12 protein-coding genes and 1 pseudogene are annotated in these 13,550 nt (G+C 59.5%); 5 read left to right on the top strand and 8 right to left on the bottom strand.

Annotation, left to right across the window (positions count from 1 at the left end):
• Window positions 1-686: 686 nt before the first annotated feature.
• From CJ028_RS17725 to CJ028_RS17690, 8 genes are all read right to left on the bottom strand, one after another.
• Complete coding sequence (locus CJ028_RS17725; RefSeq protein WP_105036528.1) at window positions 687-1,589, bottom strand: hypothetical protein; 903 nt, start codon at window positions 1,587-1,589, stop codon at window positions 687-689.
• 408 nt (window positions 1,590-1,997) lie between these two features.
• Window positions 1,998-3,305: an ABC transporter substrate-binding protein gene (locus CJ028_RS17720; protein WP_161499018.1), complete on the bottom strand. Its 1,308-nt coding sequence runs from the start codon at window positions 3,303-3,305 to the stop codon at window positions 1,998-2,000.
• A gap of 217 nt (window positions 3,306-3,522) precedes the next feature.
• Window positions 3,523-4,668, bottom strand: a complete 1,146-nt coding sequence (gene menC / locus CJ028_RS17715) for an o-succinylbenzoate synthase (protein WP_205684086.1) — start codon at window positions 4,666-4,668, stop codon at window positions 3,523-3,525.
• A gap of 33 nt (window positions 4,669-4,701) precedes the next feature.
• Window positions 4,702-5,535 (bottom strand): ABC transporter ATP-binding protein, encoded by an 834-nt coding sequence (locus CJ028_RS17710; RefSeq protein ID WP_105036525.1) that lies wholly within the window; start codon window positions 5,533-5,535, stop codon window positions 4,702-4,704.
• The gene (locus CJ028_RS17705; RefSeq protein WP_105036524.1) at window positions 5,532-6,581 is read right to left on the bottom strand and encodes an ABC transporter ATP-binding protein; all 1,050 of its coding nucleotides are present in this window, start codon (window positions 6,579-6,581) and stop codon (window positions 5,532-5,534) included. The genes CJ028_RS17710 and CJ028_RS17705 overlap by 4 nt, the downstream gene beginning before the upstream one ends.
• Before the next feature lie 10 nt (window positions 6,582-6,591).
• The gene (locus CJ028_RS17700; protein ID WP_105036926.1) at window positions 6,592-7,482 is read right to left on the bottom strand and encodes an ABC transporter permease; all 891 of its coding nucleotides are present in this window, start codon (window positions 7,480-7,482) and stop codon (window positions 6,592-6,594) included.
• A gap of 10 nt (window positions 7,483-7,492) precedes the next feature.
• Window positions 7,493-8,440, bottom strand: a complete 948-nt coding sequence (locus tag CJ028_RS17695; protein WP_205684085.1) for an ABC transporter permease — start codon at window positions 8,438-8,440, stop codon at window positions 7,493-7,495.
• Window positions 8,437-9,672, bottom strand: coding sequence for a M20/M25/M40 family metallo-hydrolase (locus tag CJ028_RS17690; RefSeq protein ID WP_205684084.1), 1,236 nt, complete (start codon window positions 9,670-9,672; stop codon window positions 8,437-8,439). The genes CJ028_RS17695 and CJ028_RS17690 overlap by 4 nt, the downstream gene beginning before the upstream one ends.
• 47 nt (window positions 9,673-9,719) lie before the next feature.
• Here CJ028_RS17690 and CJ028_RS17685 point away from each other — a divergent pair, with 47 nt between their 5' ends.
• From CJ028_RS17685 to CJ028_RS17665, 5 genes and pseudogenes are all read left to right on the top strand, one after another.
• The gene (locus CJ028_RS17685) at window positions 9,720-10,748 is read left to right on the top strand and encodes an Lrp/AsnC family transcriptional regulator (RefSeq protein WP_105036521.1); all 1,029 of its coding nucleotides are present in this window, start codon (window positions 9,720-9,722) and stop codon (window positions 10,746-10,748) included.
• A 30-nt stretch (window positions 10,749-10,778) separates the two neighbouring features.
• Window positions 10,779-11,264 (top strand): annotated as a pseudogene (locus CJ028_RS17680) (hypothetical protein).
• 303 nt (window positions 11,265-11,567) lie between these two features.
• A complete protein-coding gene (locus tag CJ028_RS17675) occupies window positions 11,568-11,795 on the top strand; it encodes a hypothetical protein (protein WP_105036520.1) in 228 nt (75 codons plus the stop codon).
• A 224-nt stretch (window positions 11,796-12,019) separates the two neighbouring features.
• Complete coding sequence (locus CJ028_RS17670) at window positions 12,020-12,370, top strand: NADH-quinone oxidoreductase subunit A (RefSeq protein WP_105036519.1); 351 nt, start codon at window positions 12,020-12,022, stop codon at window positions 12,368-12,370.
• An 8-nt stretch (window positions 12,371-12,378) separates the two neighbouring features.
• Complete coding sequence (locus CJ028_RS17665) at window positions 12,379-13,542, top strand: hypothetical protein (protein ID WP_105036518.1); 1,164 nt, start codon at window positions 12,379-12,381, stop codon at window positions 13,540-13,542.
• Window positions 13,543-13,550 lie beyond the last annotated feature (8 nt).

The raw sequence follows: 13,550 nt of genomic DNA, 5'->3' as shown, positions 1-13,550 counted from the left end.
ACCACACCATCGACACAAATGGTTGGGATATTCGAATGATTGCAGGCAGACCCCACGTACGCGGGCCCCTGCTCTGGGACCCGACCCAAACCTGGCGCCCCGCCCAAAGCCACCGCGCCAACACCCCCAGCCCCGAACCACCCTGGCGCACCTAGAACCAGCACGCTCTACGGGCTCCCTGCAAAGATGCAATGGCCTCTGACTGTCGCGCAATTAGACGCCGGTCACGTCACCAGAATGACCTCCCCGGCAAAGCTGCGACACCGATATGGTGCCCCCGGTAGGAATCGAACCTACGACAATCGAATTGCGGTGGGCCCTTTCTAGACGAGCGAACCCAGTTGTGAGACTCAGACTGATCTCGATCTGATCAGGAGTTCCCTGTGATATCTATTGCACTTCTATCGCAATACCTCGGCCCAACTCGACTGGTCTCGACGCAATAAACGTTGAATAAACGTGCGCGCAGCAAGTCCCTATGTTTGGTCCCAAGCCCACCCATTCGACATACGATACCGAGCGTGTGCCGAGCTCCTGGTCTCGGGCTGCACACCTGATGTGGTGACCGGCTGTGACTAGCCCCGCGCTTCCGCACAACGGTCGCGACCGCGCTTGACCGATCTGGGCAGGCGACCAGTGAGATCGCAAAATTCGCCCACATCCAGGTGTGGCAAGCCAAAGGCCAGTTACCCGACGGACGGTCGGTGGATCCGTTCGTCTACCGCGTCCGCACGAGCTTGGCAAGACATCGCAACGCGCTGTTTCGCGACGCGGGCAACACTCCGAGCATTATCGATTGTCAGCCTGTTCGTTGGCACGCGCCCAATGACCTCCTGCATCGCAAGCTGCACGACCAGTGACTCGACGGGCACACGAGGCTTTCCCCGATGAGTCCTAGCCTGGTTACCCATCTCCGCGTCGACGCGAAACCGTGAACGATTGCGGTGCGCATGGGTCACGACTGTTCTTATGAGTCGCTCGAACTGCTGCTGCCGCTCGTCGCGCCGGACCATGGCCTTCGTGGCGCGAACGGCCGCTGCGACGTCGCGGCCCGTCAGGAGGTCGACCCGGCGCATCCGCTCTGTGACGAATTCGACCGCTCGGGCGTAGACGATGATTTCCACCGGAATCGGCGGGAGCCCCATGCGTGCTCTAGTTTCCACGTAGGCTTCGGCGAAATCTCGTATGCGAACACCGTTCTTGCGCATGTGCTCCGTCAGCGATTCGGCGAAGACGGTGAACTGCCGCAGATGCTCGGGCCGCATCGGGTCGTTGAAATAGGCGTCGGCTTCGCGCGCGTTGGCCCGGCGCTCAGCCGCAGTCGCAACGTGAATGCGCTTCGGCGGGAGACCCGCCCGACTCAGGCTGCGCTTCAGCCGACGCGCGCCAGCGTTGGCCTCCAGCTCGGACTGGTACATCTCCGCATCGCTGCGCCGATTCCGCTGCAACTCGGCACGGCGCTCCTTGTTACGCTCGACCCACCCCTCAAGCATCGCCTCAAACACCTGCTCGTCCGGGCGCAGCAGCGTAACCCCGTCGACCAGCGCCAGCCGGGCAGAGCCGGACACCACACCCTCGTCACCGGCCACTCCGAACCTCCCGAATCCATCGCATCAGATGCGGTAATACCGCATCCAATGCGATCCGCGCGATAATCACCCGGTCAGCAACCGAAGACGCAAAGCGACCCCAAACCAGGAACCCGACGCACCAAATGACGCGCTTTTCGGAGTCCGTGATTCCGCAGAAAAACGCACAAAGGGAGTCAGCCAACAACAATGACTAGATCGCATCCAACGCGATTCGTCATCTTCCTCCTCGATCTGCGAGAGGTGTGGGACTGGAGATGAGGGATTCGAATGTTCCGCCTCAGCACAGCCGTAGACGAACGGATCCCTGCTCCAGTGGAAGTTTCGGAGCAGGGATTCGTTGCCGGTCGATCAGGCTCTCTAAACGCCGAGGGCCTTAGGATCTAGACCCGAGCGAGCTACCGCCGGCTAGCGGGTAGCGTTCCAGAAGATATCGCCCGTCTGGAAGTCGTACCCGGTGACGTCAGCGCGCACCGCCGTGATCGTCTTCTTATTGCCGTATTTGATGATGGGCAGATAGTCGAAGTACGCCTCCTGCAGGTCAGCTGCTGCTTTTTGAGCCTCGGCCGTGCTCGTCGACGCATTGATCTCGACAAGTGCGGCGCTGATGCCCGCATCGTCGGTCCACCCCGGCCAGGTCGAACTCAGGAAAACGAGGGAGTTGGGCACTGCCACAGGTGAGAAGCCAGTGATGAATATTTCGTAGGCTGCTGGATCCGTGCGATTCTGCAATACGGTGGCCCAATCAACCACGTTCAAGGTTGCGTTTACGCCTAAACCGGTCAGTTGCTCTTGCAAAACGACCGCGCCGTTGTAGTGGTCGTCGTATTCCCGGGACGTGAGAATGCGCACTTCCTCGCCCGCGTAGCCGGCGGCATCCAGCATTTCCTTGGCTGCGTCCTGATCGTTCGGGTTGTATTCATCGATCGACTCGTCCGAGTACCACGGCGTTTGATCCTCGGTCATGAGGGCACCGTTCATGCTGAAGAAGTCTTCGCTCGAGAAGGCGGCCGTCTGGATGTCCACCAGGTTCAGTCCTTCGTAGACGGCATGGCGCATGGCCGGATCAGCGAACAGTCCCTGCTGTTTGTTGAAGATTGCAGCGTTGAAGCCGTTGTCATTGACATAGCTGACTATCGATGGGTCGCTGGCCAGCGCTTCGGCACTGTCAAAGGGAATCGCGTTAGCGCCGTCGTACTCCCCCGTCTGCAAGCCCGCGAGTCTTGTCGATGGATCCGCTACGAAACGAAAGTAGATTTCGCTGATCGGTGCGTTCTTTTCACCGGCAAGCCCGTCAGAGGCGAATCCGACGTTCTCGTAGGCGTCGAATTTCTGAAGATGCACCCACGCATCCGTTTGCCATTTGATGAACTCGTACGGGCCGGTGCCGATGTAGTCTTCAACGCCTGTTGCTGACGCTGCGTCGATAATGGATTTCGGTTGGATGGCCGCGATCTGTGACGTATCCGCGAGCAGATCCAGTCCGGTGAAGAGTGGTGCAGGAGTGGTAATCACGAGTGTGGAATCGTCGGGCGTTGTGAGCACGGCGCCGCCGAAGTACTGCTTTCCGTTGCTGGTCGTAGTCATCCAACGGTTCATCGATGCCAGGACGTCTTCGATGGTCATGCTCGTGCCGTCGTGGAACAGAATTCCATCCCTGATGGTGAAGGTGAATTCTGTAAACGTGTCGTTAGCCGAAAAATCGCTGGCCAACATCGGCTGAATCTCGTTCTTGGAATCGATCGTGATGAGGCCCTCGAACACGTTCCGCATGATGTCGCGTGTCACAACCGAGGTTGTCATCATCGGGTCGAGCGTCGGCGGCTGGGCGTTCCAAGCCAGGTTCAGGGTGTCGTTGTTAGCCTCGGTCGGTGACGCCGCACATCCTGCAGCAGCGACAAGAACTGAGAAGGAGAGAAGGACTACTGAAATTCTACGAAACATGAAGTGGTTCCTTGTCGCTGGGAGTTGAGGGATGCGCTTTGCTTTCTGAGGGCCAGACCTCTATGGATTGGGTGAAGCGATCTAGCGCTTCCTGGTTGATGTCGTATCCAATTCCGGGGGCGGTCGGAACGTTGATCACGCCGCGGTTCATGGTGATTTCAGGACTAACGATGTCCTCGTGCCAGTAGTTTGCCGACGGCGCCGTATCACCGGGCAGCACAAAATTGGGGAGCGTGCTCATGGCGATGTTGTGGGCGCGCCCGATGCCGGTTTCGAGCATGCCGCCGCACCAAACAGGAATGCCATGATCGGCGCACAGATCGTGCAGCTTTTTCGCGGCAGTGAGCCCGCCAACACGCCCGGTCTTGATATTGATGATCTGGCAGGCACCGAGGGCGATGGCCTTTCGTGCGTCAGCGCTGGAGTGAATGCTCTCATCAAGGCAGACCGGCGTTGAAATGGCTTTCTGCAGAACACCGTGATCGATAATGTCGTCGTGCGCGAGGGGCTGCTCGATCATCATCAAATTGAACTCGTCGAATTGTTGCAGGAGCGGAATATCGTCGAGGGTATAGGCGCTATTCGCGTCCACCATGAGTAGGACATCCGGAAATTCGCGACGCACCGCGCGAATCATGTCAACGTCCCGGCCAGGCTTCACTTTCATCTTGATCCGCTTGAACCCCGCATCAACGGCGGCACCGACCTTGTCCAGAAGGGCCGCGTCCGTGGGTTGCAGGCCGATACTGACACCGACCTGCACCTGCGTTTTAGTGCCGCCGAACGCAATGCTCAGTGACTCGCCGCGTTGTTTTGCGTACATATCCCACATTGCTCCCTCGATCGCCGAGATAGCCATGTTGTTGCGGCGGATCGGAGCAAACAGTTGGGACACCTCGTCGGGGTGGTCAATGGTTGTGCCGATCAACATGGGCACGAGCAGTTCATTGAGCATCACGGCGGTCGTCGACACCGTTTCCTCGCTGTAAAAGGGGTCACGCCCCGCTACCGATTCCGAGTAGCCGATCGTGCCATCGGCACCGTGCGCCTCGAGAATAAGGATCTCTCGGTCGACCTGGGTGCTGAAGCTGGTTTGAAACGGATGTTTGAGGTCCATACGAATTCGACGGGCCACTACGTGTGTCAGTTGCACTGTTTCGAGCCTTTCCTAGGAAACCGGTGTTGTAAGAGCTGTGCGACGCTCGCGCGCCAGTCGTGGATGCGACGCCGGGATCGCGTCCAGAAGCTGGCGGGTGTAGGGGTGTTGAGGGTTTGAGAAGATTTCGTCCGTTGGCCCCTGCTCGACAATGCGTCCCTTCTGCATCACTGCGATGCGGTGGGAGATGTGTCGGACGACACTCAGATCGTGCGAGATAAAGAGGTAGGACAAGCCAAGTTCGACTTGCAAATCGTGAAGCATATTGAGGACCTGGGACTGAATGGAAACGTCGAGTGCGGAAACTGGCTCATCGCAGATGATCAGTTGTGGTCCCACGATGAGTGCCCGCGCAACGCCAATGCGCTGCCGTTGACCGCCCGACATCTCGTGCGGAAATCGGTAGTAGTAGTCCTCCGCGAAGCCAACTCGGTCGAGAATTCGGTGGACGCGTTCGGTGCGCTGCTTCCGCGGCAGCCGATATTGAATTTTTAATGCCTCATCGAGGATTACCCCGACTCGCCGGTGTGGGTTGAGCGAAGAATAGGGGTCCTGAAAGACCATCTGGATCTGTCTGCGGGTGGAATGCAATTGCTTTCGCGGCATCTTGAGCAGATCCTGCCCCTGAAAGCTCACGCTGCCTGAGTCGGGCTCGATCAAGCGCAGCAGCGCTCGACCGGTGGTGGATTTTCCGCAACCGGATTCGCCGACCAGTCCAAACGTTTCTCCCGGCAAGATGTCAAAGCTCACGTCGTCGACGGCCTTCATGACTTTGGCGTCGCCGGATCGCCGGCCGTGAAAGCTTTTGGAGAGGTTTCGCACCTCGAGCAGCGGCTGGGGGGTCATCTGATGGCCTTGGCCGTGGTGGCGCTGGTGTTCATCGGGATGTGTCTCCAGTTCCAGCAACGGACTTTGCGGGGAGTCGCGTCTCCGGCAAGCATGTCGACGGTTTCTAAAGTCACGTCCTCTAACGGAGGTGCCGAATCTCGGCATTTGTCCGTGGCGAAGTCGCACCGCTCAGCGAACCTGCATCCCGTGGGCACATCGTGAAGGGTGGGTACGCGTCCGGCGATCACATTCAGGGGTTGGCTGCGATCCCCGTCGATTTCAGGGATTGATGCGAGCAGGCCGCGTGTGTAGGGGTGCTGTGGCGAATCGAATAGTGCGTCGACATCCGCTTCTTCAACAACTTGCCCCAAATACATGACAATGACGCGGTCACACATTTCCGCCACGACACCGAGATCGTGAGTAATGAGGACGCTCGCCATATCTGAAGATGACTGCAGGGCACGGATAAGTGTCAGAATCTGAGCCTGCGTTGTGACGTCTAACGCCGTCGTTGGCTCATCGGCGATAAGCAACTTTGGATTGCCACTGAGGGCCATCGCGATGAGAATGCGTTGGCGCAGTCCCCCGGACAGCTCGTGCGGGTACTGGGTCATTCGGTGCTCAGGCTCAGGAACTCCGGTGCGCTCGAGAAGGGATATCGCAAGGCGATAGGCATCCTTCTGGCTCATCTTTTGGTGCACAGTAATCGCCTCAATCACTTGATTCCCGATTGTGAACACCGGGTTAAGCGAACTCATTGAGTCCTGGGCAATCATGGCAAGTTCACTGCCGCGTGCTCTTCGCATCTCCGTTTCTGGCAAGGACAGCAGGTCCCGACCATTCAATTCGACGGAGCCCGAGTAGGACGCATCCTTCTCATCGAGCAGGCGCATGATCGAGTCGGCGGTAACGCTTTTCCCGCAACCTGATTCGCCGACGATGCCGAGGGTTTCTCCACGTCGAACGGTGAACGGGACACCGTCCACCGCGGTAACAGGTCCACGCTCAGTGAGGAAGGAGGTCTTCAGGTCGGTAACCGTTAGGAGAGCTGGATTCGTCATTTCTTGACCTCTACTTTCGTATGCTCTTGTGCCGTGGGTCGAGCAGGTCGCGTAGACCGTCACCCAGGAAATTAATACCAAGTACAACGAGCATGATTGTGAGTCCCGGGAAGACGGTCATCCACCAGGCGCTGAAGATAAGCGTCTTGCCGTCAAAGAGAATGTTTCCCCAACTCGGTTCGGGCGGCGGAACGCCTGCGCCAAGAAAACTCAAGGCGGCCTCGGTGATGATCGAGTCGGCGAAAATGAAAGTGGCCTGGATGAGCAGGGGTGAGAGCACGTTCGGCGCAATGTTGACCCACAACACGCGGTAGGCACTGGCACCCTGCGCTCGAAGGGACTCTATGTAGGTCTGCTCTTTCACGACGAGGGCCGACGAACGGACCACCCGGGCAACATAAGGGGTGAATACCAGCGACAAGGCAACGATCACGTTCTCGGTCTGCACTCCGAGGGCCGCCATGATTGCGATTGCCAGCAGGATGGCCGGAAACGCCATGAACCCGTCGAGGATGCGCATGAGGATGCGGTCGGCGGTTTTGAAATAAGCGGCGACGAGGCCGATGACCAGTCCTAACCCGGAGGTGATGAGTGCGACCGAAAACCCCACCATGAGCGAAACATGTGATCCACTCACCACTCGGGCGAAGAGGTCGCGACCGAAGTTGTCGGTGCCGAACCAGTTTGTAGTAGAGGGAGGCAGGAGCCGGTTGGGTGTATCCGTTTCATACGGGCCGGACGGAGTCAGTAGCGGCCCAATCAGCGCTATCAGCAGGATGAGAAGCAGGATGCTCCCACCCGTCATTACCTGTGAGTTGTTGCGAATACGCCGCAGCTGGAGGCTTCGCCGGTCCGCAGTCATGCCGGGAAACAATGGGCTGCGCGGAGCAAATGAAGTCATGATCATGCTCCTAACTCACCTGTACGCGGGGATCAAGCAGCCCGTACAAGATGTCGATGATGAGGTTGATCAGCACGTACGCGACGGCGATGAGAAGGACAGCGCCCTGGATGACGACGAGGTCGCGACGATCAACGGAATTGATGATGAGCTGCCCGATCCCGGGAATGTTGAAAACAGTCTCGACCACAGCTGCACCAGCCACTAAGGATCCGAATGTCTGGCCTACTACAGTCAGCACGGGGAGCGACGCATTCTTGAATGCGTGCTTGTAGGTAAGTGCGAAATCGCTCAAGCCCTTCGCCTTTCCGGTCTTCATATAATTCGAACCGAGCACGTCAAGCATGGACGACCGAGTCATCCGTGCGATCAGTGCAGCCTGCATCGAACCCAACGCAAGCGCTGGCAGCAGTAGGTACCTCAGGTGTTCAACCAACCCCGCGCTGAGAGGCTGGTACCCGGCGACCGGCAGCCAGCGAAGTCCAACCGAAAAGCAAAGAATTAGGAACAGCCCGAGCAGAAAGCTCGGCACTGAGATGCCAAGGATCGTGAGCCCCATGAAGCCTTGATCGATGAGCGTTCCGCGACGTCGGGCCGCGATGATTCCAGCCGGCACAGCAACAAGGATGGCAAATAGCTCGGCCAGGATCGCGAGGGACAGTGTCGGCCCGAGATGGGAAAGGAGGGCTGCCGCGACGGATTCGCCAAGGAAGGGCGAGGTGCCGAGGTCGCCGGTGAGTACACCACCCAGCCATCCGAAGAACTGTATGTACAGCGGATCATTGAGGCCGAGTTCCTGACGGAGTGCATCCACGTCGGCGGCGGACGCCTCTGGACCGAGCATGACCGCGGCAGCGTCACCCGGAGTGATGTGCATCAGGAGGAACACGACTACGGCTACGACGGCGAGCACCGGCACGAGCGCGCCAATGCGTTTCAGCACGAAAATCAGCATCATTCAACCTTGTCGTCGCCGCTACCCGTGCGATCAGCAGGCGGCGCCGGTTTGACTGACCAGAGTGTTTCGGGGAGCAGGAGGCCAGCCGCGAGTGCAGCACGTTCCACGAGGCCGGATCGGGTGGCGTACTCGTGCCGGGCGTGAGCGCCGTCTCCGACCGCGCCAAGTCCATCGAGTACCGGGATACCCAGGGCGGCCACGAAATTGGCGTCACTTGCCCCACCCACCGAAACCTCAGCCAGCGGTATACCCATCAGCAGGCCGACTCTTGCCGCCCGATCAAACAAGACCCCGATTTCGGGCGTCCGTTCAAAAGGTGGACGGTTCCAGTCGGTGGTGACCTGAATCACAATTCTGGGATCTGTAATGGTTAGGGAGGCAAAGCAGGAGTCGATCCTGTTCATTTCCTCACGACTGCTGACGCGCACGTCGATTACGACCTGCGCGGCTCCAGCTGAAACGTTGCTGCGAGTACCACCGCTGACCAGGCCCACGTTTACGGTCGTACCTTCGTCGTGGGCCGCAAACTGAACGGACTGGGTAATCACTTCGGCAATAGAGTGCACAGCACTGGCCCCGTCCAGCGGGTTGAGACCAGCATGCGCTTCAATCCCTGTGACGTTCACGGTGAAGAGCCCAACGCCCTTGCGCCCCGTCTTCAACGCGCCTTCAGAACTGGCTTCAAAGACATACACCGCCGGAATCCCCGCGCACCGCGACTCGATCACGCTACGGGACGCGTGGCTGCCTGTCTCCTCGTCGCCGGTGATGATCAGTCGCGTGCTGGGCGTAAAACCGGCAGTCTGTTGCAGAGCGCGAATTGCCCACACAAGCTGAACGAGGCCGGCCTTCATGTCGAAGATTCCAGGACCGCTAAGGATCTCCCCATCGAATTGCATGGGCCAACCGGCGGTTGTGCCCGCAGGCCATACAGTGTCGTAGTGCGCCAGTATTGCTGACTGTGGGCGCGACTGGCCGTAGTCGAGGACAGCGATATTGCCGACATCGAGACTCTCAAATGAATCTTCACGCGTCGGCATGCCGATGCGGGAGTAGATCCAGATAAGGATTTTCTGCAAGCCTGCGTCTAAAAGCGGCTTTTCGTCGCTAGGAGTTTCCCACTTTACGTAGGCCTCGAGATCATCGACCATTTCGTCGCTATGGCTGTTCAGATACGTCAGAATGTCTCGCATCGTTTCGGATGCGAGAACGATTGGGAGGCGTGGAGGCATGTCGGTAGTCTTTGCCCCGGTGTGTTGTTAGCGTGTAATAGTGCCGATTGATTGCACAAATTGGGGTATACGTGCCGGATTCTTACGTTCCAGATGAGTTTGATATTGCAATTGTCGACAGCTTGAGCATTAACCCAAGGGCATCATGGACAGCCGTCAGTGACGCCATTGGAAGTGATGCCAAAACGGTACGACGGCGGTGGGACCGTTTGAATCGTCTCGGGCTCGCATGGACACTCTGCGTGCGAGGGTATCTCGCACTCACCGTTCAAGATCATCTGAACATTCGTTGTCGGCCGGGTTTCGCTGATGAACTGGCGAGGGCACTCTGCGAGCTGCAAGCCTGCCTCACTGTATCTGCCGTTTCGGGCGATGCTGATCTCCGGGTCCTCGTGGACATGCCCGACATCGCGTCTCTCCACGACTTCATGAATCATCAGATCTGGAGACACCCTGGCATTCTGAGCGTTGAACACAACATCGCGACCGAAGTCTTCCACACTGCCCACGGATGGGTTTCTGGATCTCTTTCGTTGATACAACAAACAGCACTGCGACAGACCGTCATCCAGCGGAGGACAACAGTTCCAGGTCTAACAGTCAGGGAAGAACAAATCGCGGTGATCCTGCAGCACGACGCACGCCGCTCCGTAACGGACATCGCCCACGAACTGGGCGTGAGTGAGGCATCCGCCAGTCGAGATGTCAGCAAGCTTCTCAGCTCGGACAAGATTCAGCTCCGGGCCGAATCGGCCCACGCCGTTGTAGGGTGGCCGGTTTCGGTTGGCCTCTTTTGTCAAGTGGACCCGAATTTTCTGCGCGAGGCCGCGGCCGGTGCTGCTCGGTTGACTGGAGCGCGAGGCAGCCACACTGTTGTAAGTCCGAAATGGAACCTGATGACCATCTATTGGCTCCGTGACCTCGCTGAAATCCACCGACTAGAAAGTACGCTCACCAAATCAAATCCGACGCTTACGGTCGTAGGCCGCCAAGTGACGCTGAAGTCGTATAAGAGAATGGGGATGATCTTTGACGACAACGAACGCGCACTTCGTAATGTTCCTGCAGTACTTTAGCGCCGGCATACCGGCCATCAGGTTGGTAATATCGGCAGGAGCCGGGTGGTTCCATTGCCTGTGTGGATACGCAACCTCCTCAGCGCCGACGACGCCGAGGCCGAATGGATCGAACTCAACCGCTGGGTGAACTGGCTGCGGCGCACCTACGGTCTGCCAGCATCCGTCGTGCCGCCGTTCTGGCATCGGCACCCCGAACTCGTCTGAGAGCTCTCCGCGCTGCACCTGCACTGGCTCGGCGCCTACGACCCCGACCAACACGGCTCCGCCCCACTCGGCTGGCACCGTGACTTCGCCGATGCCCGCCAGCGGCTTCGCGACTGGGTCGCGATCTCGGGGACGCGGCTGGAACGCGACCGGCCTACGCGGCAGACTGCTTGGCCAGGTGAATTGCCTGCCGACACGGTGGAAGACGTCGTCATCGGTGATCGTGACGAGGACTTTGTGCAGTTCGTCGACGTCGCCAAGCGGCGCGAGGTCGAGGCAGCATTCTCTGCTCGCGTTGCCCCAGTCTGACGCCACGCGCGGGCAAGCAGCCTCGACCAGCGCGTGCAGAGCCCCCGAGTCGAGTACCTGCCACACCACGATTATCGTGGACCGGGCTCAGCGCAGTCACGGAGCTCCCATACGGTTGTCGAACCACACGCCAGTTCGTTGCGTGACAGTTACATCCCGCTGGGTGGTGTGTTCATCGTCACCGTCCTGAGTGTGACCCCGGTTGGTTACAGTATGGCAATTCGCCCATACGACAGGCGTTTGAATTCGAGCCATCTATTCCGGATGCGATCAAGGCAACACCGAGCTGCTACCTGCGACAGCTTGACCGCCGCCTTCACCTCGTTCACTTTTGATCTCGCTCGCGAAACGTTCACCGGCGGCGCGCAACGCAACAACACCGGTACCGGTGGCAGCAACGCGGTCAGCACGCGCTTCGGCGGCGGCTCCAAGTATTACTGCATCCTCGACGTCCTCGGCTCGACGATCGGCCTGTTCGACAAGAACGGTGCCTTCGATGGCGGCCACTCCTCCTGCAGCCCCTACTGCTAACAGCGCTCTTCCGTGGCGGCCGGTTCAATAATGAACAGCAACCCGCTTTCGGCATTGTGGAAGGTACTGAGCATCGAAGTCCCGATAACGGGCTCCATGCTTTCACCTTTCGCATTTTTGGATGGATTACTGTCCGAAATATCCGCATCAGCTCACTCGGACTAGGTTGAGAACACATCGATCTAAAAAGGCTATGAGGCCCAGGAGTGGTGAGAGGGAGGCGCGTGTCCACCTACATCAGCATTGCCGTCCTTCTCGCAGTCGCGCTGCTGACAGTGGGCGGCCTCTACCTGGTGGCGCGGTACACCGCGGTGGCCCCCGACCCACTTGAGCGGTTGCCGTTCCTTTCCGGCTGGGAGCCGGAGGAACATGCGCTGTCCAGGTACCACGCTAGGTGGTACCCGTTGACCCTGCTTTTTCTGGCCTTTGACGTGGAAATGCTCTTCATGTACCCATGGGCACTGGTCGTGGCGAAAGACGGCATCGGCGCCGTCGTGGAGATGTTTGTCTTTCTCGGTGTGCTCATGGTCGGTGTCGTCTGGGCCTGGCGAGAGGGTGCGCTGCGGTGGATCTAAGAAGCAGTATGGCGGGACACGCCACCCGCAGAGTGCACGTGCTGGTGCTGGAAGTTCCCGGCTGGGGTGAGACCCGAATGCGCGTTGAGGCGGAACTAGCCCGTCGGGGTTGGGCGCCGGCGATATCCCCGGCGGATGCCGACGTTCTGCTGGTCTGCGGGGAACCGGGACAGGAACTCGAGTCCGTGTGCGCCCGCCTCTGGTCACAGCTTCCCGGTCCACGGGTACGCGCGGCGGTGATCACCGCAAGCGATGTCGCCTCGACTCTAGACCGTGCCGTGGATGAGCTCCTCGATGAGGCGAGTCAACAAAGCGATGCGCGAACCCGCTCGCGCCGGCCGGCAGAACCACGTGACGAGATCGCGCACACCGAGCATGCAGCGCACGGTAGCAGCAGCGAATCGACCGAGCCTGACATGGACATGGACATGGACATGGACATGCCGAAGCCGGGAGGGATTCCTCTGGCGAATGGCGGACCCGATCGCGACGGCCTCGAAATGGATGTGCTTCACGTTCCCCTTGGCCCGGTGCTCCCCCACTGGCCAGCCGGTCTCGTTGTGCGCTGCGTGCTCCAAGGTGATGTGATCGTCAGCGCCAAGGCAGAAATCCTTCCTGCGGCGCAACCGAGTGGTGACGGCCTTGTCCCGGATGATCGTCGCCCGTTGGCGGACGACGAACGACGACGGGCGGTCATCCGTCGTTCTGATGCTGCGGCGTCGGTGCTTGCCCTGGCCGGGTGGTCGTTCGCGGCAGGCCGCGCCCGGAGGATTCGCGACGCCGTGGCGTCGGGCACGGCACTGCTCGACGTGACAGCCGACCTCGACAAGCTTGCGCGGAGCGTCGCCCGCTCCTGGACTCTGCGCTGGACACTGAAAGGCATTACGGTCGGCGAATGTCTCGCCCACGCGGATGACGGGATGGGGCAGAGCGGATCCGAGACGGTGCGAGGCCGCCTCATCGGCTGGCTCGAGGAGGCGCGACGCACTGCCCGAGACGACAAGGCTGAAGGAGCGTACGAGCTGCAGGACCCCCTGGCGTTGCAGCGCAGCCGGCTGGGCGAGATCCCGCGACTGCTCAACGGCACGGATATCGCGACCGCGCGGCTCATCATTGCCGCTCTGGCAATCGAGACGGCCCCCGTCGCTCAGACTCCACAGTCGCGCACATGAGTGACAAA

Source organism: Cryobacterium aureum, from assembly GCF_002954245.1.
Taxonomy (GTDB): Bacteria; Actinomycetota; Actinomycetes; order Actinomycetales; family Microbacteriaceae; genus Cryobacterium; species Cryobacterium aureum.
Note: the sequence above shows the minus strand (reverse complement) of the source record. Positions and strands in the feature narration are given on the sequence as shown.